Below are 19,711 nucleotides of genomic sequence, written 5' to 3' on the forward strand. Positions count from 1 at the left end.
TCCTGCCCAAGCTTTTTAAAAGCGCGGATCTACCAGATCTATCAACAGACTTTGCGAGGAGCGCGAAACATGCACGAGATCCCTAATCTCCCCTTCCCAAGCCTGCACGAAACTGAGCAGACAACCCCGCAACAAGCCAGTGCCCAACAGCCTGAGCCGAAAGAAGCCACTGACCGTCGAAAGACTGACAGCGAAGACTGATCCACCTGCAATGCCAGACCGTGTGGAAAGCGCTAACATGCGCTTTCCACACCGCCTGAACCCCGAGTCCCCCGCCATGACCAACGAATTTTCCGACACCCAGGCCAGCGTCCTGATCGGCACCGCCGAGAAGATGATCGAGATCTGGAATCGCCTCTCCCCTGAAAAACAAGCCGCCCTGCTGGCCCGTTTCGGCAGCGAAGAAAATGCCCTCGCCGCCCTGGTCACCACGCAACTGGTCGCCCCCGCCAAACCCTGACTCCCCCCGCCCGGCAAATAGTTTTACTTTTCCACGACCGCCCGCCCTTCGCGCCGCTATCATAAGCAGCCTATCTATCCTGCTGCCCCGTGGACTTTTACCCATGTCAGAAAACCAGCGCCCCCTGGCGGTCACGCTGCAAGTCGTTTCCATCGTCCTGTTCACCTTCATCGGCTACCTCAACATCGGCATTCCCCTGGCCGTATTGCCGGGCTACGTCCACAGTGACTTGGGCTTCGGCGCGGTGATCGCCGGGCTGGTGATCAGCGTGCAATACCTGGCCACCCTGCTCAGTCGGCCTTACGCCGGGCGCATTATCGACAACAAGGGCAGCAAACTGGCGGTGATGTACGGCCTCGCCGGCTGCGGTTTGAGCGGTGTGTTCATGCTGGTGTCGGCCTGGACCCAAAGCCTGCCAATGCTCAGCCTCATCAGCCTGCTGATCGGCCGCCTGATCCTCGGCAGCGCGGAAAGCCTGGTGGGCTCCGGCTCGATCGGCTGGGGCATCGGCCGGGTCGGCGCGGCAAACACGGCCAAGGTCATCTCCTGGAACGGCATTGCCAGTTACGGCGCCATTGCCATCGGCGCTCCGTTTGGCGTGTGGCTGGTGTCTAAATTGGGCTTGTGGAGCATGGGCGTGAGCATTGTGCTGCTGGCCGTGCTGGGCCTGGCGCTGGCCTGGCCGAAAACCGCCGCGCCGATTGTCGTCGGTGAACGCCTGCCGTTCATGCATGTGCTGGGCCGGGTGTTGCCCCACGGTTGCGGCCTGGCGCTGGGCTCGATCGGTTTTGGCACCATCGCCACCTTCATCACCCTGTATTACGCGACCCAGCATTGGTCGAACGCGGTGCTGTGCCTGAGCCTGTTCGGTGCCAGCTTCATTGGTGCGCGCCTGCTGTTCGGCAACCTGATCAACCGCCTCGGCGGGTTTCGCGTGGCGATTGCCTGCCTGTCGGTGGAAACCCTGGGCTTGCTGCTGCTATGGCTCGCGCCGGACGCCAATTGGGCGTTGGCCGGTGCGGCGCTGAGTGGCTTCGGCTTCTCGCTGGTGTTCCCGGCGCTGGGCGTGGAAGCGGTGAACCTGGTGCCAGCCTCCAGCCGTGGTGCCGCGGTGGGGGCTTATTCGCTGTTCATCGATTTGTCGCTGGGGATTACCGGGCCACTGGCCGGTGCGATTGCGGCGGGTTTTGGTTTTGCCTCGATCTTCCTGTTCGCCGCCCTCGCCGCATTGAGCGGTTTGGCGTTGAGCGTCTACTTGTACCGCCAGGCGCCGAAGTATCGCGAAGAGCGCGCCACCCGTTAGAAATCCACCTTACCGCGCCCGGCCTTGATGCTGCCGCGCTTGGTCTTCGACTCCAGCCGACGCTTCTTCGAACCAAGGGTCGGCTTGGTCGGACGGCGCTTCTTCTCGACTTTGGTGGCGCTGAGGATCAACTCCACCAGCCGCTCCAGCGCATCGGCGCGATTGGCTTCCTGCGTGCGGTATTGCTGTGCCTTGATGATCAATACGCCGTCGCTCGTGATGCGACTGTCGCGTAGCGCCAGCAGCCGCTCCTTGTAGAATTCGGGCAAGGACGAGGCCGGGATGTCAAAGCGCAGGTGCATCGCGCTGGAAACCTTATTGACGTTCTGCCCACCGGCGCCCTGGGCGCGGATGGCGGTCAATTCGATCTCGGCATCCGGTAGGTGCACGTTGTTGGAGATAACCAGCATGGAAAAGCGTCCAGGTTCAGGATGTGCAGGATAGCGCGAATGCAATTTACGACGCGCAGAAGATCATGTGGGTGCGGCTCGAGTTTGTCGTTGCTCGACCTTGATTGAATGGCTATAGTCGAACTACGCCACTGACGTACGCCAAGAAAAGGCATGATCTTTATTGAAACCCCGATCTTTACCGAAGACGTCAAAGGTCTTCTCAGTGAGGATGAGTACCGAGCACTACAGAATTCGTTGGCAGAAAACCCAGACACGGGGGATGTAATCCAAGGAACAGGAGGTCTCAGGAAGGTACGCTGGGGCGCACAAGGAAAGGGCAAGCGAGGTGGGGTTAGAGTGATCTACTACCATCTCGTATCGGCTTACCAGATCCGCCTGATTCTGATCTATCAGAAAGGGGCCAAAGACGATCTGTCCGAGGATGAGAAAAAAGTGCTTCGCGAACTAAACAGTAGGTGGAAATGATGGAAAAAAATCTCTTCAACCGCCTTGTAGAAAGCATGACCCAGATGGACGAAATTGACCGTGGCGAGCGTCAGCCGTCACGTGAATTCCACATTGATGCTGCACAGGTAAAAAAAATCCGACAGGCCACAGGGCTATCTCAAGCCCGGTTTGCCGAAACTATTGATGTGGCATTGGGCACTCTTCGTAACTGGGAGCAAGGCCGTCGCGACCCGGAAGGGCCTGCCCGCGCTCTGCTGCGAGCGATACATAATGATCCTGATCATGTATTGGCGGCATTAAAGCAGTGAGCGTTAAAAAAACAACAAACCCGGCACTTGGCCGGGTTTGTTGTTTCTGCGTACCGCGTTATTTCACCGCGGTGTGCAACGCCTGCTGTGCGCGGCGCTTGTTCTTGATGCCGTAACAGATCCACATGAACGCGACCCACACCGGAATCGCATACACCGAGATCTGAATGCCCGGGATCAGCAGCATCACGCACAAGATGAAGGCCACGAACGCCAGGCAGATGTAGTTCCCGTACGGGTACCACAGGGCCTTGAACAGCGGCGTCTGCTTGGTTTTGTTCATGTGTTGGCGGAACTTGAAGTGCGAGAAACTGATCATCGCCCAGTTGATCACCAGGGTCGCCACCACCAGGGACATCAACAGCTCCAGGGCGTTTTGCGGGATCAGGTAGTTGAGCAACACGGCGATCAACGTCACCGCCGCCGACGCCAGGATCGAACGCACCGGCACGCCGCGCTTATCGATCTTCGCCAGGGCCTTCGGCGCATCGCCCTGCTCGGCCATGCCCAGCAACATGCGGCTGTTGCAGTAGGTGCCGCTGTTGTACACCGACAATGCCGCGGTCAGGACCACGAAGTTGAGGATGTGCGCGGCGGTGTTGCTGCCGAGCATCGAGAACACCTGCACGAACGGGCTGCCGCTGTAGGAATCGCCGGACGCATTCAGGGTCGCCAGCAGGCTGTCCCATGGCGTCAGCGACAGCAGGATGACCAGGGCGCCGATGTAGAAAATCAGGATCCGGTAGATCACCTGGTTGATGGCTTTCGGGATCACGGTCTTCGGCTTGTCGGCTTCGGCTGCGGTGAAACCGAGCATTTCCAGGCCGCCGAAGGAGAACATGATGATCGCCATGGCCATCACCAGACCACTGACGCCATTCGGGAAGAAACCACCGTGGGACCACAGGTTGCTCACCGAGGCCTGCGGGCCGCCGTTGCCGCTGACCAGCAAATAGCTGCCCAGGGCAATCATGCCGACAATCGCCACGACCTTGATGATCGCGAACCAGAACTCGGCTTCGCCAAACACTTTGACGTTGGCCAGGTTGATCAGGTTGATCAATACAAAGAACCCGGCGGCCGAGACCCACGTCGGGATATCCGGCGCCCAGTAGTGGATGTACTTGCCGACCGCGGTCAGCTCCGACATGCCCACCAGAATGTACAGAATCCAGCAGTTCCAGCCCGACAGGAAGCCGGCGAAACCGCCCCAGTATTTATGGGCGAAGTGGCTGAAGGAACCGGCCACCGGCTCTTCGACGATCATTTCGCCGAGTTGGCGCATGATCATGAACGCAATGAAGCCGCAGATGGCGTAGCCGAGGATCATCGACGGGCCGGCGGATTTCAGCACGCCCGCCGAGCCGAGGAACAGCCCGGTACCGATCGCGCCACCGAGGGCGATCAGTTGAATGTGGCGATTTTTCAGGCCGCGTTTCAGCTCGCCTGAATGCGAGTTTTGTCCACTCATGAAAAGGGTCTCACGCAAGGTTTGATGATGTTCAGTAGACGTTGCTGCTCGGTTGCAATTTCAAGCAGCGCCGATCAAACCCCAGCGCAAGCACCAGGAGTTCAGCGTAATTACAACGGTCATGCGTCACCTGTTTGTTTTTATCCGTGACGAAATCGAACCCGACACGCTTGTGGCGCGGCGGAGTGAACAAGACGGGTAGCCTTGAAGTGCGCAGATGCGCAGGAGGTCACAGTTAAAACGCGGCGCATTGTACACCGCTAACCCCCTGCTGCCAGACCCGCTGGATCAGCGCGTCGGTTGCCGGGATTGTCTGTGTCCGCCTCGGGGGTGCCGGGCAGCTGCAAAAAAGGAGTCAGACCTTTGCAGGTCGTCGGCGCGGGCGATGGAAGAATCGGCCCACGGAGAGAATTGGAGATCGATCACGGCGTTCATTGCGCCTCCTTCTTGTTATGCACCTGCACGGCAGGCATGGCACGCATCTCACCCGTCAAGCGCGGCTGAAACAAGCGGGCCAGAGCCCTGCGGATGGACTGTGAGCGGGCATGGCGGAAGCTTTTCCTTACAGCCGTCGAGACGGCCTTATCAGGCGAGGTTTAACTGCGTATTTCGTAAAGATTCCGTTACAAGCCGTAACGTAAATTTGCCAAATCAGATCTTTCTGAAGGCCGACTGCAAATTGACGTTAGGAAGCTTCCTAAGGAAAAGGTCGAGTTAGTTTTTTGTTTCTTATTAAGAAATTCACTCTGGAAAAATGGAATAAATAGTTCAAACAAATCTTATTTAATTATTTTTTTGCATTTTAAAAACCAGTGAACTAGGTTTTCAGCGACTTGCCGAGCCACATCGACCGGCAAGTTGGCGTTGTATTCATCGATTGAAAACTGCGCCGCTGTTCTTACTCAAAAGTCATCTAGGAGATTCACATGCAACTGGACAAAGACTTGGAAACTGAACTGCAACTGGACGATTGGTTTGAAGCACCGACCCATGAAGCCGCCGTTGAAATGATGCAAGCCGACGCGGTTGTTCCGTTCGGCACGGCGATGTGGCCTCTGTAAGCCATCCCCGGCAGGCACGATCCGGCCGGTCGTGCCTGCCACATTTTCTCGGTTTGTCAGGGAGGATTACATGGATAAGCAACGGGCTATCTCGCATTTCCTTTACTACCTCGAACACCACCCGGCCCTTGTCGGTATCAACCCGGCGAAGGTCTTGCTCGGCCACACCGCTGATTACGAGGCACTGACCGGCGCCATCGCCGAACAGGCCGGTCTGAGCACACCGTTCAGCTTCAGCACCCTGCGCCTGGACCTCGAACCCACCGAATTGCTGGCGCAGGCGATTACTGACAGCGATCTGTACATTTTCTTCTACGACTCTTCCACCCTGCCCAACCCTCGTCCCGATGGCTCGGAGTTTGTCCGCGCGCTGCAAGGGGTGATGGCGCAAAACTGGAAGAAGTCGTTGCTGTTCAAGGATTACGGCGATTACTTTTACGACACCTTCAGCGTCACCCCGCAGCGCATTGCCGGGTTGAACAGCCACTTGATCCAGCGCATGTCCCATGCCACGACGCTCAGCTTCAAAGATGATCACGGTTCATGGTTCGAAGCACCGTTGAGCAGCATCAAGAAGTGGACTGATATCAACGGTGTGGGCAACTTTGACCTGGCCCCCGGCGAAATCGCGACGCATAGCGAAGAGATCAATGGCCGCGTGAAGTTCATGGGGACGTTCCTCAGCACCATTCCGTTCGCGCGCAAATACGGGGTCTTGGAATCGCCGCTGGAACTGTGGATCAAGAACTCGACCATCCACAAAATCGCCACGGATGTGCCGGGGCTGGAACATGACTTCAATAAATACCTGGACGCCAATCCGTCGAATCGACGGATCGAGGAGTTGGGCATTGGCACCAATGAAGGCGTTAAGGAGCTTTACGCGCGCAACGCCGGGTTCGAGGAGCGCCATTGCGGCTTGCACCTGGGGTTGGGCGGCGGGGCCAAGGGCAGTCATCACCTGGACCTGATCTTCTCCGGCGGTGTGTTGGCGCTCGATGATGAGCCGGTGTTTGATGGGCGGTTTGTCTTTTAAATGATCGTTCCCACGCTCTGCGTGGGAGTGCAGCCCGGGACGCTCCGCGTCCCTTGCGAAGCGGACGCGGAGCGTCCATTGATGCATTCCCACGCAGAGCGTGGGAACGATCAGCCAGACGAAAAAAAACGCCAACCCTGAGGTTGGCGTTTTTCACTTGCAGCTTGCCGCTAAAAACTCAACGCTGCTTCACTCCGGCTTACGACGCCCGAACCCCGGACGCTGGCCCGAACCGGCCGGTGCGCCACGGCGCTTGCCCGATGGCGTGTCCTTGTCGACCAGCACGATGCCCGGGCGTTTCTTCGCCGGCGCCTTGGCCGGACGCTTGGTGTCGGCCGGACGGTCCGCCACTGGCGTACCCCGCGATTCGAATCACCACGGGCCTCACCACGAGGAGCACCGCGATCGCTACGACCACCGCTTGGCGCACCACGGCCTTCGCCGCGCTCGGTGCGACCATTGGCCGGACGTGGCGTGCGTGGACCGCGCTCGCCATCAGCACGAGGTGCTGCGGGCTTGCGGGCTGGACGCTCGCCTTCGATATGCGGTTCGCGGGTGTCACGCGGCGTCGCAGCGGTCTGGTTGCCGATGGCTGGACGCAACGAACGCACGCGCTCGGTCTTGCCCATCGGACGCGACGATTTACGCTGCATACGGTCGAGCTTGTCTTTGCTCTTGGCATTCATCTGCGGCATGGCCACAGGCGTCAGGCCCACTTCAGCACTCAGAATGTCGACTTCGTACTGGCTCATTTCGCGCCAGCGACCCATCGGCAGGTCGGAGTTGAGGAACACCGGACCGAAACGCACGCGCTTCAGACGGCTGACCACCAGGCCCTGGGATTCCCACAAGCGACGAACTTCGCGGTTGCGACCTTCCATCACCACGCAGTGGTACCAGTGGTTGAAACCTTCGCCGCCCGGCGCCTGCTTGATGTCGGTGAACTTGGCCGGGCCGTCTTCGAGGACAACCCCTGCTTTCAAGCGCTCGATCATCTCGTCATCGACTTCGCCACGCACACGCACCGCGTATTCACGGTCCATTTCGTAGGAAGGGTGCATCAGGCGGTTGGCCAGTTCACCGTCGGTGGTGAACATCAGCAGACCGGTGGTGTTGATGTCCAGACGGCCGATGTTGATCCAGCGACCTTCTTTCGGTTTTGGCATCTTGTCGAATACGGTCGGACGGCCTTCCGGGTCAAGGCGGGTGCAGATTTCACCGTCGGGCTTGTTGTACATGATCACGCGGCGTACCGACTCGGCGGCTTCTTCGCGCTTGATCACGCGGCCATCAATGGTGATGGCGTCGTGCATGTCGACGCGCTGGCCAAGGGTGGCGTCTTTGCCATTGACCTTGATGCGGCCGTGGCTGATCCAGGCTTCTACGTCACGGCGCGAGCCGACGCCGATACGGGCGAGGACTTTCTGCAGTTTCTCGCCTGCGGGGCCGATTTCGGCGTCGTCTTTCGGGCCGTCTTTCTGGTCGTTGATACTCATCTGGGCACCTCCCGGTGTGGTCTGTTCAGGACGCTCTGAAGTGAGGGCCCTGAAGTGTTGAAAGCTGGGTCTCGGACGAAGGGATCGCCGGAGGGTCGCGAATCATACGCTCATGCAAGCGTTCGCGCATCAGAGACTAGCTGATGAATGCAGACTTACTTGGCTTTCCGCCGACCGGTGGCACCGAGTTTGATCAAGCGCAACGCCGCTTCGGCGAGCACGGTGCGCTTGTCGGTCTTGTCGAGTTTCTTCCAGGCCTTGATTTCACGCTTGCTGCGCCCGCAACCGACGCAGATGTCGTCGGTGAACTTGCAGAGGCTGATGCAGGGGTCTTTGGTTGAGCTCATCAATAATTCCTGTGAACGCGCTTCCTGTAGGAGCGAAGCTTGCTCGCGAAAGCGGTGTGTCTGACCCATCGGTGCTGGATGTGCCGCCGTCTTCGCTGTAGGAGCAAAGCTTGCTCGCGATGGCGGTGTGCCTGACGCATCGATGTTAAATGTGCCGCCGTCTTCGCTGTAGGAGCGAAGCTTGCTCGCGAAAGCGGTGTGTCTGACCCATCGATGCTGGATGTGCCGCCGTCTTCGCGAGCAAGCTTCGCTCCTACAAGGGATTTTTATTGCCCGCGGGGATTCGGTCAGTCGTCGAATTCCCGGCGTTCGGCTTCGATCGCTTCAGCCAGGGCGCGGGCTTCGGCTTCTTCGTCGCTCAGCTCGGGTTCCGGTTCGGGCTTGTGTGGCTCTAGCGCGGCGACAGCAGCCAGGAGTTTCTCGCGGGCTTCGGCAACGCCCAGAACATCATCCTCCAGCTCCTCTTCCGGCTCGTCTTCCGGCTCGTCTTCCGGTTCTTCTTCGATTGTGGCTTCCGGGTCAGGCTGAAGTTCAACTTCGATGACTGGCTCTGGCACCGCTAGATCCAGACCTTCTTCCGTCTCCGTCACTGCCCCATCACGCAACAAGTCATCAAAGTCCGTCTTGATCCCCTGCTCCATGTCATCCAGTTCCAGCAGCAGCGTATGGAAACTGGTTTCTTCCTTGGGCTCTTCCGGCTCGGCGCTGGCGTCGGCCAGTTCCTGCAAGCCGGCCGGCACTGGCGCGTCATCGAAATCGAGCACCGGGTCGGGCTCCATCTCGCGCAGTTCAGCCAGCGGCGGCAGGTCGTCGAGATTTTTCAGGTTGAAGTGATCGAGAAACACCTTGGTGGTGGCGAACATCGCCGGTTTACCCGGCACATCGCGATAACCGACGATGCGAATCCATTCGCGCTCCAGCAACGTCTTGACGATGTGACTGTTGACCGCCACGCCCCGCACGTCTTCGATCTCGCCCCGGGTGATCGGCTGGCGATAGGCGATCAGCGCCATGGTTTCGAGCATGGCCCGGGAATAACGCTGCGGACGCTCTTCCCACAACCGACCGACCCACGGCGAAAACTTCTCGCGGATCTGCAGGCGGTAGCCGGAGGCGACTTCCTTCAATTCGAAGGCGCGGCCGTCGCAGGACTTGGCGAGGATCGTCAGGGCTTTCTTGAACACCGGCGGTTCAGGCCGCTCGCCCTCTTCGAAGAGTTCGAACAGGCGTTCAAGGGATTGCGGTTTTCCCGAGGCCAACAGAAAGGCTTCAAGCAGTGGCGCCAGCTCGCGGGGTTCAGTCAGGTTCATGATTCAACTCGTTATTCGGCTCGGGCCCGCACATGGATCGGCGCGAACGCTTCATTCTGCACCAGCTCGACCAAGGATTCCTTGACCAGTTCGAGGATCGCCATAAAGGTCACCACCACCCCCAGCCGTCCTTCCTCAGCGGTGAACAGCTCGACAAAGGGCACAAAACCGCCGCCCTTGAGCCGTTCCAGCACATCGCTCATGCGCTCGCGGGTGGACAAGGCCTCCCGGCTGACCTGGTGACTTTCGAACATGTCGCCCCGGCGCAGGACCTCGGCCATGGACATCAGCAATTCTTCCAGGCTCACGTCCGGCACCAGTTTGCGCGCCCGCGCTTCCGGGGCATCGAGCTTGGGCACCACGACGTCGCGACCGACCCGGCTCAGGCCATCGATGCCTTCGGCGGCAGCCTTGAAGCGCTCGTATTCCTGCAAGCGCCGGATCAGTTCGGCGCGCGGGTCGTCTTCCTCGGCTTCGATGGACTCGGCGCGGGGCAGCAGCATTCGCGACTTGATCTCAGCCAGCATCGCGGCCATCACCAGGTACTCGGCGGCAAGTTCCAGGCGCACCGACTGCATCAACTCGACATAACCCATGTATTGCCGGGTGATTTCCGCCACCGGGATGTCGAGGATGTTGATGTTCTGTTTGCGGATCAGGTACAGCAGCAAATCGAGCGGACCCTCGAAGGCTTCGAGAAAGACTTCAAGGGCATCCGGCGGGATGTACAAGTCCAGCGGCATTTCCATGACCGCCTGGCCATAGACCATCGCGAAGGGCAGCTCTTGCTGGGCTCCGGCCTGACTGTCGACGGGTTCTACTGCAGACATCTACGCCTCGGCCATGAACGGCGCTGGGTCGCCGCAACCGACGCGGATCACTTCCGGTTCGCCGTCGGCGAGGTTGATCACCGTGGACGCCTTGATCCCGCCGAAACCGCCGTCGATGATCAGGTCCACCTGGTGCTCCAGCAACTGACGCATTTCGTGGGGATCGCTCAGCGGATCGGTGTCGCCGGGCAGGATCAGGGTCACGCTCATCAACGGCTCGCCCAATTCGGCCAGCAGCGCCAGGGCAATCGGATGGCTCGGCACCCGCAGGCCGATGGTGCGCTTCTTGGCGTGCAGCAACAGGCGCGGCACTTCGCGGGTGGCGTTGAGGATAAACGTATAGGGCCCAGGTAAATGGGCCTTGAGGATACGGAAGGTGCCGGTGTCGATCTTGGCGAAGATGCCCAGTTGCGACAGGTCGCTGCAAATCAACGCGAAATTGTGCTTGTCATCCAGCCCACGCAGCCGGCGCACGCGTTCCACGGCGTTCTTGTCGCCGATCTGGCAACCAATGGCGTAGGACGAGTCTGTGGGGTAAATCACCACCCCGCCTTTGCGGATGATCTCGACCGCCTGTTTGATCAGGCGCGCTTGCGGGTTTTCCGGATGAATCTGGAAAAATTGACTCACATTCTCTACCTGTTCAGACGGCGGCAATAATTGGGTCATGTTTGAATCGACACCATAACGGTGGCAGATCCTCCGGAACCGGGCGGTATTCACCGATTTCCGACCAGCCTCCAGGGCCATGAAAATCGCTGCCGGCGCTGACCAGCAGACCGAACTCGCGAGCAAGTATGGCCAGGCTGCCGACCTGTTCGGCGGGCTGATGGCCATTGACCACTTCAATCGCGTGGCCTCCCGCTTGAATATAGTCAGAAATCAGGCGGCGACGCTTGCTGCGAGTGAAATCGTAATGCCACGGGTGCGCCAGGCTGACCCAGGCACCGGCGGCGCGCAGGGTCGCGACGGTGTCTTCCAGGGTCGGCCAGTGTTGCTTGACGTCCCCCAGCTTGCCGGCGCCGAGCCATTTGCGGAACGCTTCGGCGCGATCCTTGACGTAGCCTTCGCGCACCATCCAGTCGGCAAAATGCGGACGGGCCGGCGCGTTGCCACTGTCACCCAGGGCCTGTTGCATCTCCCGGGCACCGTCCATCGCACCGGGCATGCCCTTGAGCGCGAGTTTGCGGCTTATTTCTTCGGACCGTAGCCAGCGGCCATCGTGCAATCGGGCAATCGCCTCGACCAACGGTACCGCGTTGACGTCGAAACCGTAGCCCAGTACATGAATGGTCGCGCCGCCCCAGGTGCAGGACAATTCGACGCCGTTGACCAGTTGCATCCCCAGCGCCGTCGCGGCGCTGCGGGCCTCATCGAGGCCTTCGAGGGTGTCGTGATCGGTCAAGGCCAGCACTTGCACGCCTTTCTCGAACGCACGCGCAACCAGTACCGCAGGCGCCAGGGCGCCATCGGAGGCCGTGCTATGGCAGTGCAAATCAACATTCACAGGGCTTTGTAACCTCAAATCAGCTGGCGCTATCGCGCGTCAATATGTTTGTTATTATGCCGACACATCCTGCTTCTGGCTGCCACTGTGAAACAATTCATCGACTTCATCCCGCTTCTGCTGTTTTTCATCGTCTTCAAAATCGATCCACGGGTCGTCGACATAGCCGGTCATGAGGTCACTGTAGGCGGTATTTACAGTGCCACCGCCATGCTGATCATCAGTTCCCTGGTGGTGTACGGCACGCTCTTCATCAAACAGCGCAAGCTGGAGAAGAGCCAGTGGCTGACCCTGATCGCCTGCCTGGTCTTCGGTAGCCTGACCCTGGCCTTCCACAGCGAAACCTTCCTGAAATGGAAAGCCCCGGTGGTCAACTGGCTGTTCGCCCTGGCGTTCATCGGCAGCCACTTCATCGGCGACCAGTTGCTGATCAAACGCATCATGGGCCACGCGCTGACCCTGCCGGATGCTGTCTGGACTCGCCTGAACATCGCCTGGATCGCCTTTTTCCTGTTCTGCGGCGCCGCCAACCTGTTCGTCGCGTTCACCTTCCAGAACTACTGGGTCGACTTCAAGGTGTTCGGCAGCCTGGGCATGACCCTGCTGTTCCTGGTCGCGCAAGGCATCTACCTGTCCCGCCACCTGCATGACGCTGACACTACTACGCCAAAAACCGAGGACTGACATGCTCTACGCCATTGTTGCCACAGACGTCGCCAACTCCCTGGAAGCCCGCCTGGCCAACCGGCCCGCGCACCTTGAGCGCCTGCAACAGCTCAAGAGCGAAGGTCGTATCGTGCTGGCCGGCCCCAACCCTGCCGTGGACAGCAATGATCCGGGTGCCGCAGGTTTCACCGGCAGTTTGATCGTCGCCGAATTCGAATCCCTGGTCGCCGCACAAGCCTGGGCCGAGGCCGATCCGTTTGTGGCCGCAGGCGTCTACGCCAACGTTTCCGTGAAGCCGTTCAAGCAAGTCCTGCCGTAATCTCTCCCCTCGCGATGAACCTTATCGGTTCATCGCGCTCTCAATCGCTCATTATTCTCGTTTGCCTGCCGACAACTTGCCCAATAACTCGATTGGAATCAGGAGTCGTGATGCGCAAGGGTCCGTTGTGTCTGATGTTGGTGACGTTGTCGATCGTGGCCCCCGTGCACGGTGAAGAGGCTGCCCCCGGCAGTAACTCCACACCGTTGTCGTTGAGCGCCGGCAGCCAGATCGCCGAGTTGCAGCAGCGTTTGAAAGTCAGCGAGCAGCAACGAGAAGAATTGAACAAACAACTGCAAAGTGTCGATGCCGAACGCGAAAGCGCCCAGCTGAGCCGGTTGCGCCAGGAGAACCAGCGCTTGAAGCTGCAACTCAAGGAAGCCCTGGCCAGCAGCCCGCTGCCTCGCTTGCTGACGGATCAGCAGCAATGGTTCGTCACCGGTGGCGGAGTAGCGCTATTGGCCCTGCTCTGCGGTATCTTTGCCAGTGGAGCAAGTCGAAAACGTCGGCAATGGCTAAATTGAGTGAGTCATGAGCGAGCTGTTATTAATTGATGATGACCAGGAGCTGTGTGAGCTCCTGGGCAGTTGGTTGAGTCAGGAAGGCTTTGTGGTCCGTGCCTGTCACGATGGCCAGAGTGCCCGCCGTGCGTTGGCCGAAACCTCCCCGGCGGCCGTGGTGCTGGACGTGATGCTGCCCGACGGCAGCGGCCTGGAACTGCTCAAGCAATTGCGCAGCGACCACCCGGACTTGCCGGTGCTGATGCTCTCAGCCCGGGGCGAACCGCTGGATCGCATCCTCGGCCTGGAACTCGGCGCCGACGATTACCTGGCCAAGCCATGCGACCCACGAGAACTGACAGCCCGGTTGCGTGCGGTGTTGCGCCGCAGTCATCCGGCCGCAGTGTCCAGCCAGCTCGAACTCGGCGACCTGTGCTTCAGCCCGGTGCGCGGCGTGGTCAGCATCGATGAACAGGAATTCACCCTCACCGTCTCCGAAAGTCGCCTGCTCGAAGCCCTGATCAAACAACCCGGCGAGCCCCTGGATAAACAGGAACTGGCGCAGATCGCCCTCGGTCGCAAGCTGACTCTGTACGACCGCAGCCTGGACATGCACGTCAGCAACCTGCGCAAGAAGATCGGCCCGCATCCTGACGGTCGTCCGCGCATCGTCGCCCTGCGCAGTCGCGGCTACTACTACAGCCTCTAACCCCGAGCATTTTCCGTGTAGGAGCAAGGCTTTCCCGCGATCACGTTCTGGAGGACGCCATCGCGGGAAAGCCTTGCTCCTACGCAACGTGTAAGTTTTGTCAGGTCGGCGCAAAACTGTCTTTACCCAAGCTTTACGCTCCGCTGACCGCCGCTGACCTTGATCTCCGTAATCTGAACTCATCCGGAACGTACCGGGAACGAGACAAGGAGATTCACCATGCGCAAGACTCTTATCGCTCTGATGTTCGCCGCCGCCCTGCCAACCGTTGCCATGGCCATGCCTGAAGGTGCCGGCCCGATGGGTGGCCCGATGGACGGTTCGCGCCACGGCGGTCAGATGCACGGCATGCACGGCAAAGGCCCGTACAGCCAGCTGGACCTGAGCCGCGAACAGCGCGAGCAGATCCGCAAAATCATGGGCGAGCAGATGCATGATCGCAAACAACTGGTCGAGAAATACCTGGAGAAACTCTCCCCGGCTGACCAGAAAGCCATGAAAGACGAAATGGCCGCCAAGCATCAGAAAGCCCAGGCCGATGTACGCGCCGTGCTGAAACCGGATCAACAGAAGAAATTCGACGAGATCCAGAAGAAACAAGCCGAGCGCCGTGCCGAGTGGGCCGAGTTCAAGGCCTGGAAAGCGCAACAGCCGCAAAAAGCGCAATAATGCGTTAACTACGGACCCAACGGCTCACCCCGTTGGGTCTTTTGCCATTATTCAATGTGAGTGCAAGCCCCTGTAGGAGCGAGGCTTGCCCGCGAAAGCGATCTGACATTCAACATTTCGGTTGATCATGAAATCGCCTTCGCGGGCAAGCCTCGCTCCTACATGGGATTTGTGTTTGTTCGAGGATTTTCTGTGCGTTCATTGTTCTGGCGTATCTTGGCCAGCTTCTGGCTGGCCATCGCTCTGGTTGCAGGGCTTTCCATTTTGCTGGGGCACATGCTCAACCAGGACGCGTGGATTCTCAGCCGCCACCCGGGCCTCAACACCCTGGCCGAAGAGTGGACGCAAACCTACGAAGCCCAAGGCGAAGATGCCGCTCAGGACATCCTCGAACAGCGCAAACGCCAGTATCACATCGACGTTCAGGTGCTCAACGAGAGCGGCGACCCGGTGGTGCGCGGCACCTTCCCACGGCGTGCGGCGGCCTTCGAAGCGCGGCAGAATGATGATGATCGTCGCCTGCCATGGCGCCGCCTGACCGCTGAATACACCAGCAAAAAAACCGGCAACACCTACCTGTTGATCTACCGCATCCCGCACCCGGAACTGGACTCGTGGCACCGCGAAAGCCTGCTCTGGCCGTTGAGTGCGCTGGGGATTGCGCTGGTGGTGCTGACCTTGTTCAGTTTGCTGGTGACCCTCTCGATCACCCGCCCGCTCAGCCGTTTGCGCGGTGCGGTGCATGATCTGGGGCAAACCACTTATCAGCAGAACAGCCTGGTGAAACTGGCTAACCGTCGTGATGAGTTCGGCGTGCTGGCCAACGACTTCAACCGCATGGGCGCACGTTTGCAAAGCCTGATCGGTAGTCAGCGACAACTGCTGCGGGACGTGTCCCACGAACTGCGCTCGCCGCTGGCGCGGTTACGGATAGCCCTGGCCCTGGCCGAACGGGCCAACCCTGAAGAACGGCAAAAACTCTGGCCGCGCCTGACCCGTGAATGCGATCGACTGGAAGCACTGATCAGCGAAATCCTGGTCCTGGCCCGGGTCGATGCTGATAACGCCAGCGCTGAAGAGGTCGATCTCAACGCCTTGCTTCATACCCTGCAAAAGGATGCGCAACTGGGCTTCCCGGAACAGACCGTGCGCCTGGATGCCGAGCCGCAGCTGAACCTCAAGGGTTGGCCGACCATGATCGAGCGCGCGGTGGACAATCTGCTGCGCAATGCCCAGCGCTTTAACCCGGTAGGCCAGCCGATTGAAATGCAGGCCTCGCGCCAGGGCGAGCGGATGGTGGTGAGCGTGCGTGACCATGGGCCGGGGGTCGGGGCCGAACACTTGAATCTGCTGGGCGAACCGTTCTACCGCGCGCCGGGACAAACAGCCGCCGGGCATGGCCTGGGGCTGGCCATTGCGCGGCGAGCCGCTGAGCGCCATGGCGGCAGCCTGGTGCTGGCCAATCACCCGGAGGGCGGGTTTATTGCCAGCTTGGAATTGCCGTTGGTGCCGGGAGTGCCTGCTTAGATCGTTCCCACGCTCTGCGTGGGAATGCAGCCCGGGACGCTCCGCGCCCCATTGGAACGCAGAGCGTCCCTTGAGGCATTCCCACGCAGAGCGTGGGAACGATCGTCAAGCGGCCGGCCAGGCGCTAACGAACTCGGCCAGATCAACCTTCTCCGCCACCCGCGGCTCTTTCTGCGGCGTGCCGAGGTACAGAAACGCAATCACCTCTTCCCCTTGCGCCAGTCCCAGGCCCTTGGCCACATGCGCCGAATACGCCAACTCACCCGTACGCCACACCGCACCAATCCCCTGCGCATAAGCCGCCAGCAAAATCCCGTGCGCCGCACACCCTGCCGCCAGCAGTTGCTCGGACTTCGGATACTTGACGTGATCCTGCAACCGCGCAATCACCACGACCACCAGCGGTGCTCGCAGCGGGCCGTTGCGTGCCTTGTCCAGCGCCGCTTCGGACACTTCGCCGTCCTGCAACTTCGCCGCTTCGGCCAGCAACTCACCCATTTGCTCGCGGGCCGCGCCTTCGACGGTCAAAAAGCGCCATGGCTGCAAATGGCCGTGGTCCGGCGCGCGCATCGCGGCGGCGAACAGCACTTCGCGCTGCTCGGCGGTCGGGGCCGGTTCGACCAGACGTGGAACGGAAACACGGTTGAGCAAAGCGTCGAGAGCCTGCATCGGCCACCTCCTGTAAAAAATGTTTGGCTATTCTAGCGGGATCCACCTCGGGAGTGCCGGTTTACATGCCCTGCCCCACAGGTAGAATGGCGCCCTTCCCTACTTCAGCCCGAGCGGACTTCATGGCGTTGCCGACCTTACGGATCATTGGTTTCATCATCGGCATCTTCCTGATCACCCTGGCCATCGCCATGGTCGTGCCTATGGCCACGCTGGTGATTTTCGACCGCACCAGCGACCTGCCATCGTTCCTTTGGGCCAGCATGATCACCTTCGTCGCCGGCCTGGCGCTGGTCATCCCCGGCCGCCCCGAGCACATACACCTGCGCCCCCGGGACATGTACCTGCTGACCGTCAGCAGCTGGCTGGTGGTGTGCATCTTCGCTGCGCTGCCGTTCCTGCTGACCCAGCACATCAGCTACACCGACTCGTTCTTCGAAAGCATGTCCGGCATCACCGCCACCGGTTCCACGGTGCTCACCGGTCTCGACGCCATGTCCCCCGGCATCCTGATGTGGCGTTCGTTGCTGCACTGGATCGGCGGCATCGGCTTTATCGGCATGGCGGTGGCGATTCTGCCGCTGTTGCGCATCGGTGGCATGCGCCTGTTCCAGACCGAATCGTCGGACCGTTCCGAAAAGGTCATGCCCCGTTCGCACATGGTGGCGCGCCTGATCGTCGCCGCCTACGTCGGCATCACCATCGTCGGCAGCCTGGCGTTCTGGTGGGCGGGGATGAGTCTGTTCGATGCGATCAACCACGCGATGTCGGCGATTTCCACCGGCGGGTTCTCCACCTCCGACCAGTCCCTGGCCAAGTGGACACAACCGGCGGTGCACTGGGTCGCGGTGGTGATCATGATTCTCGGCAGCCTGCCTTTCACCTTGTACGTGGCAACCTTGCGCGGCAACCGCAGGGCCCTGATCAAGGATCAGCAGGTCCAGGGTTTGCTCGGCATGTTGCTGGTGACCTGGCTGGTGCTCGGCACCTGGTACTGGTGGACTACCGATCTGCATTGGCTGGATGCCCTGCGGCACGTGGCGCTGAACGTGACCTCGGTGGTCACGACCACCGGCTTTGCGCTGGGGGACTACAGCCTGTGGGGCAATTTCTCGCTGATGCTGTTCTTTTATCTGGGCTTTGTCGGCGGCTGTTCGGGCTCGACGGCGGGCGGGATCAAGATTTTCCGCTTCCAGGTCGCCTACATCCTGCTCAAGGCCAACCTTAACCAGCTGATTCACCCACGCGCGGTGATCAAGCAGAAGTACAACGGCCATCGCCTCGACGAAGAGATCGTGCGCTCGATCCTGACCTTTTCCTTCTTCTTCGCCATCACCATCTGCGTGATCGCGCTGCTGCTGTCGCTACTGGGTGTGGACTGGATGACCGCGCTGACCGGCGCCGCCAGCACCGTGTCTGGCGTGGGCCCAGGGCTGGGCGAGACCATCGGCCCGGCGGGCAACTTCGCCACCCTGCCGGACGCCGCCAAATGGATTCTTTCGTTCGGCATGCTGCTCGGCCGATTGGAGATCATTACGGTGTTCGTTCTGTGTATTCCGGCGTTCTGGCGTCACTGATCAGTTTCGGCGCGTCGAGCAACCGCGCCCGGTACTCGCCGGGCGTGGCGTCAAACCAGCGGCGGAAGGCGCGGAAGAAGTTGCTCGGGTCGGCAAACCCCAACAGGTAGGCAATTTCCAGCAGAGTCATCGTTGGCTGCGCCAGGTACTGCTCGGCCAGTTCGCGGCGGGTGTCGTCGAGCAAGGTCTGAAAACTCGTGCCTTCTTCCTGCAGGCGGCGCTGCAAGGTGCGTTGCGACAGGTGCAACGTCTGCGCCACGGTTTCGCGCTTCGGTTCGCCCTGGGGCAGCAACCGACACAGCACTTGCCGGGCCTTGTGGGTCACGCGGCTTTCAGAAAACCGCGCCAGGTACTCACCGGCAAACCGGTCATGCAGCAGCGCCATCGCCTCGTTGGCGGTGGGCAGCGGTGCTTCCATGTCGGCGCGCTCGAAGATCAACGCGTCGTACGGCGCGTTGAACACCAAAGGCGCGTGGAAGGCTTGTTTATAGGGTTCCAGATCGGTGGGTTCATCCCCTTGCACCAGCACCTTGCGCGGTTGCAGGGTGCGCCCGGTCAGCCAGCCGCACAGCGCCAGTGCGCAGGCCAATGACGCTTCGGCACTTTGCCGGGTCGGTGGCAGGTGGTCGCCATGCACCGTCAGGATCAGCGCGTAGCCCTCGTCCAGCAAGCGGAAACTCAGGTCGGCACTTTCGGCAATGATCCGCTGGTAACGCACTAGCCGCTGAAAGCCTTCGGCCAATGTCTGGCTCGACATCAAGGCGTAACCGGCAACATGGAAGGATGCCGGTCGAACCACCTTGCCCATGTTCAGGCCGATCGCCGGGTTACCGGACAGCTCGACCGCACGCTGCCACAGCCGCGTCATGGAATCCTGCGGGAAGCGCGCATCCGGATCATCCAGCGACGCGTAGTCGAGCCCCAGTTGCTTGAACAGAACCCGGCAATCCAGGCCGTCCATCTCCAGTGCTTTGACAATCCCCATCGCCCAGCTTGCAGAAGTCGTTCGTTCGCTCATGGCGTTTACTTAAATGATGAGCCGCATGCTACGGCCAATTACCGAAGGATACTAAAGTGGCGCCTATT

At 60.3% G+C, this 19,711-nt stretch carries 23 protein-coding genes and 1 pseudogene; 14 read left to right on the forward strand and 10 right to left on the reverse strand.

Translation table 11 applies throughout. The features are described 5' to 3' along the window. Positions 1-69 precede the first annotated feature (69 nt). From ACZ89E_RS14760 to ACZ89E_RS14770, 3 genes are all read left to right on the forward strand, one after another. Positions 70-201 carry a hypothetical protein gene (locus ACZ89E_RS14760; protein ID WP_256672193.1) on the forward strand — a complete coding sequence of 44 codons (132 nt, stop codon included), beginning with the start codon at positions 70-72 and terminating at the stop codon, positions 199-201. A 76-nt stretch (positions 202-277) separates the two neighbouring features. Beyond that, positions 278-460 (forward strand): hypothetical protein, encoded by a 183-nt coding sequence (locus ACZ89E_RS14765; RefSeq protein WP_149657730.1) that lies wholly within the window; start codon positions 278-280, stop codon positions 458-460. Between the two features lie 103 nt (positions 461-563). Beyond that, complete coding sequence (locus ACZ89E_RS14770) at positions 564-1,763, forward strand: MFS transporter (protein ID WP_149657056.1); 1,200 nt, start codon at positions 564-566, stop codon at positions 1,761-1,763. Here ACZ89E_RS14770 and arfB read toward each other — a convergent pair. Continuing rightward, complete coding sequence (gene arfB, locus ACZ89E_RS14775; RefSeq protein ID WP_007920134.1) at positions 1,760-2,173, reverse strand: alternative ribosome rescue aminoacyl-tRNA hydrolase ArfB; 414 nt, start codon at positions 2,171-2,173, stop codon at positions 1,760-1,762. The genes ACZ89E_RS14770 and arfB overlap by 4 nt on opposite strands. A 153-nt stretch (positions 2,174-2,326) precedes the next feature. Between arfB and ACZ89E_RS14780 the strand changes: the two genes are divergently transcribed. Next, a complete protein-coding gene (locus ACZ89E_RS14780; protein ID WP_149657057.1) occupies positions 2,327-2,641 on the forward strand; it encodes a type II toxin-antitoxin system RelE/ParE family toxin in 315 nt (104 codons plus the stop codon). Then, positions 2,641-2,931, forward strand: a complete 291-nt coding sequence (locus ACZ89E_RS14785) for a helix-turn-helix domain-containing protein (RefSeq protein WP_476255939.1) — start codon at positions 2,641-2,643, stop codon at positions 2,929-2,931. The genes ACZ89E_RS14780 and ACZ89E_RS14785 overlap by 1 nt, the downstream gene beginning before the upstream one ends. Before the next feature lie 58 nt (positions 2,932-2,989). Here the strand turns inward: ACZ89E_RS14785 and ACZ89E_RS14790 are convergent, their stop codons facing one another. Next, positions 2,990-4,402 (reverse strand): amino acid permease, encoded by a 1,413-nt coding sequence (locus tag ACZ89E_RS14790; protein WP_476255940.1) that lies wholly within the window; start codon positions 4,400-4,402, stop codon positions 2,990-2,992. A gap of 926 nt (positions 4,403-5,328) precedes the next feature. On the opposite strand from ACZ89E_RS14790, the gene ACZ89E_RS14795 reads away from it, so the two are divergent. Next, positions 5,329-5,463 (forward strand): hypothetical protein, encoded by a 135-nt coding sequence (locus tag ACZ89E_RS14795; RefSeq protein ID WP_054049237.1) that lies wholly within the window; start codon positions 5,329-5,331, stop codon positions 5,461-5,463. A 70-nt stretch (positions 5,464-5,533) separates the two neighbouring features. Continuing rightward, complete coding sequence (locus ACZ89E_RS14800) at positions 5,534-6,499, forward strand: M29 family metallopeptidase (RefSeq protein WP_476255941.1); 966 nt, start codon at positions 5,534-5,536, stop codon at positions 6,497-6,499. A 189-nt stretch (positions 6,500-6,688) separates the two neighbouring features. Here ACZ89E_RS14800 and rluB read toward each other — a convergent pair. The 6 genes and pseudogenes from rluB to ACZ89E_RS14830 form a co-directional block, all read right to left on the reverse strand. Beyond that, positions 6,689-7,995 (reverse strand): annotated as a pseudogene (gene rluB, locus ACZ89E_RS14805) (23S rRNA pseudouridine(2605) synthase RluB). Between the two features lie 155 nt (positions 7,996-8,150). Then, entirely contained in the window at positions 8,151-8,342 is a 192-nt protein-coding gene (locus tag ACZ89E_RS14810; RefSeq protein ID WP_463259737.1) for a DUF1289 domain-containing protein, read from the reverse strand. Between the two features lie 287 nt (positions 8,343-8,629). Further along, positions 8,630-9,652, reverse strand: coding sequence for an SMC-Scp complex subunit ScpB (scpB, locus tag ACZ89E_RS14815; RefSeq protein WP_476255942.1), 1,023 nt, complete (start codon positions 9,650-9,652; stop codon positions 8,630-8,632). Between the two features lie 11 nt (positions 9,653-9,663). Further along, the gene (locus ACZ89E_RS14820) at positions 9,664-10,422 is read right to left on the reverse strand and encodes a segregation and condensation protein A (protein WP_178129007.1); all 759 of its coding nucleotides are present in this window, start codon (positions 10,420-10,422) and stop codon (positions 9,664-9,666) included. Between the two features lie 60 nt (positions 10,423-10,482). Continuing rightward, positions 10,483-11,112, reverse strand: a complete 630-nt coding sequence (locus ACZ89E_RS14825; protein ID WP_133839183.1) for an L-threonylcarbamoyladenylate synthase — start codon at positions 11,110-11,112, stop codon at positions 10,483-10,485. A 13-nt stretch (positions 11,113-11,125) separates the two neighbouring features. Further along, positions 11,126-11,989: a PHP domain-containing protein gene (locus tag ACZ89E_RS14830; RefSeq protein WP_149657064.1), complete on the reverse strand. Its 864-nt coding sequence runs from the start codon at positions 11,987-11,989 to the stop codon at positions 11,126-11,128. A gap of 117 nt (positions 11,990-12,106) precedes the next feature. On the opposite strand from ACZ89E_RS14830, the gene ACZ89E_RS14835 reads away from it, so the two are divergent. The 6 genes from ACZ89E_RS14835 (at position 12,107) to ACZ89E_RS14860 (ending at position 16,379) form a co-directional block, all read left to right on the forward strand. Next, positions 12,107-12,673, forward strand: coding sequence for a septation protein A (locus ACZ89E_RS14835; RefSeq protein WP_256672228.1), 567 nt, complete (start codon positions 12,107-12,109; stop codon positions 12,671-12,673). A gap of 1 nt (position 12,674) precedes the next feature. Continuing rightward, entirely contained in the window at positions 12,675-12,974 is a 300-nt protein-coding gene (locus tag ACZ89E_RS14840) for a YciI family protein (RefSeq protein WP_149657065.1), read from the forward strand. A gap of 110 nt (positions 12,975-13,084) precedes the next feature. Continuing rightward, the gene (locus ACZ89E_RS14845) at positions 13,085-13,498 is read left to right on the forward strand and encodes an SH3 domain-containing protein (RefSeq protein ID WP_463259735.1); all 414 of its coding nucleotides are present in this window, start codon (positions 13,085-13,087) and stop codon (positions 13,496-13,498) included. Positions 13,499-13,505: 7 nt separating this feature from the next. Next, on the forward strand, positions 13,506-14,183 hold the full coding sequence (locus tag ACZ89E_RS14850; RefSeq protein ID WP_123409237.1) for a response regulator transcription factor: 678 nt from the start codon (positions 13,506-13,508) through the stop codon (positions 14,181-14,183). A 219-nt stretch (positions 14,184-14,402) separates the two neighbouring features. Continuing rightward, positions 14,403-14,852, forward strand: a complete 450-nt coding sequence (locus tag ACZ89E_RS14855) for a Spy/CpxP family protein refolding chaperone (RefSeq protein ID WP_463259734.1) — start codon at positions 14,403-14,405, stop codon at positions 14,850-14,852. Between the two features lie 192 nt (positions 14,853-15,044). Beyond that, a complete protein-coding gene (locus ACZ89E_RS14860; protein WP_476255943.1) occupies positions 15,045-16,379 on the forward strand; it encodes a sensor histidine kinase in 1,335 nt (444 codons plus the stop codon). Between the two features lie 105 nt (positions 16,380-16,484). Here the strand turns inward: ACZ89E_RS14860 and ACZ89E_RS14865 are convergent, their stop codons facing one another. Then, the gene (locus ACZ89E_RS14865) at positions 16,485-17,048 is read right to left on the reverse strand and encodes an NAD(P)H nitroreductase (protein ID WP_476255944.1); all 564 of its coding nucleotides are present in this window, start codon (positions 17,046-17,048) and stop codon (positions 16,485-16,487) included. A 122-nt stretch (positions 17,049-17,170) separates the two neighbouring features. Between ACZ89E_RS14865 and ACZ89E_RS14870 the strand changes: the two genes are divergently transcribed. Next, positions 17,171-18,625 carry a TrkH family potassium uptake protein gene (locus ACZ89E_RS14870; protein ID WP_149657070.1) on the forward strand — a complete coding sequence of 485 codons (1,455 nt, stop codon included), beginning with the start codon at positions 17,171-17,173 and terminating at the stop codon, positions 18,623-18,625. Here ACZ89E_RS14870 and ACZ89E_RS14875 read toward each other — a convergent pair. Then, complete coding sequence (locus tag ACZ89E_RS14875) at positions 18,582-19,643, reverse strand: AraC family transcriptional regulator (RefSeq protein ID WP_149657071.1); 1,062 nt, start codon at positions 19,641-19,643, stop codon at positions 18,582-18,584. The two genes, ACZ89E_RS14870 and ACZ89E_RS14875, sit on opposite strands and share 44 nt — an antisense overlap. Positions 19,644-19,711: the final 68 nt, after the last annotated feature.

The sequence above is a fragment of the Pseudomonas sp. TE3899 genome (assembly GCF_056279105.1).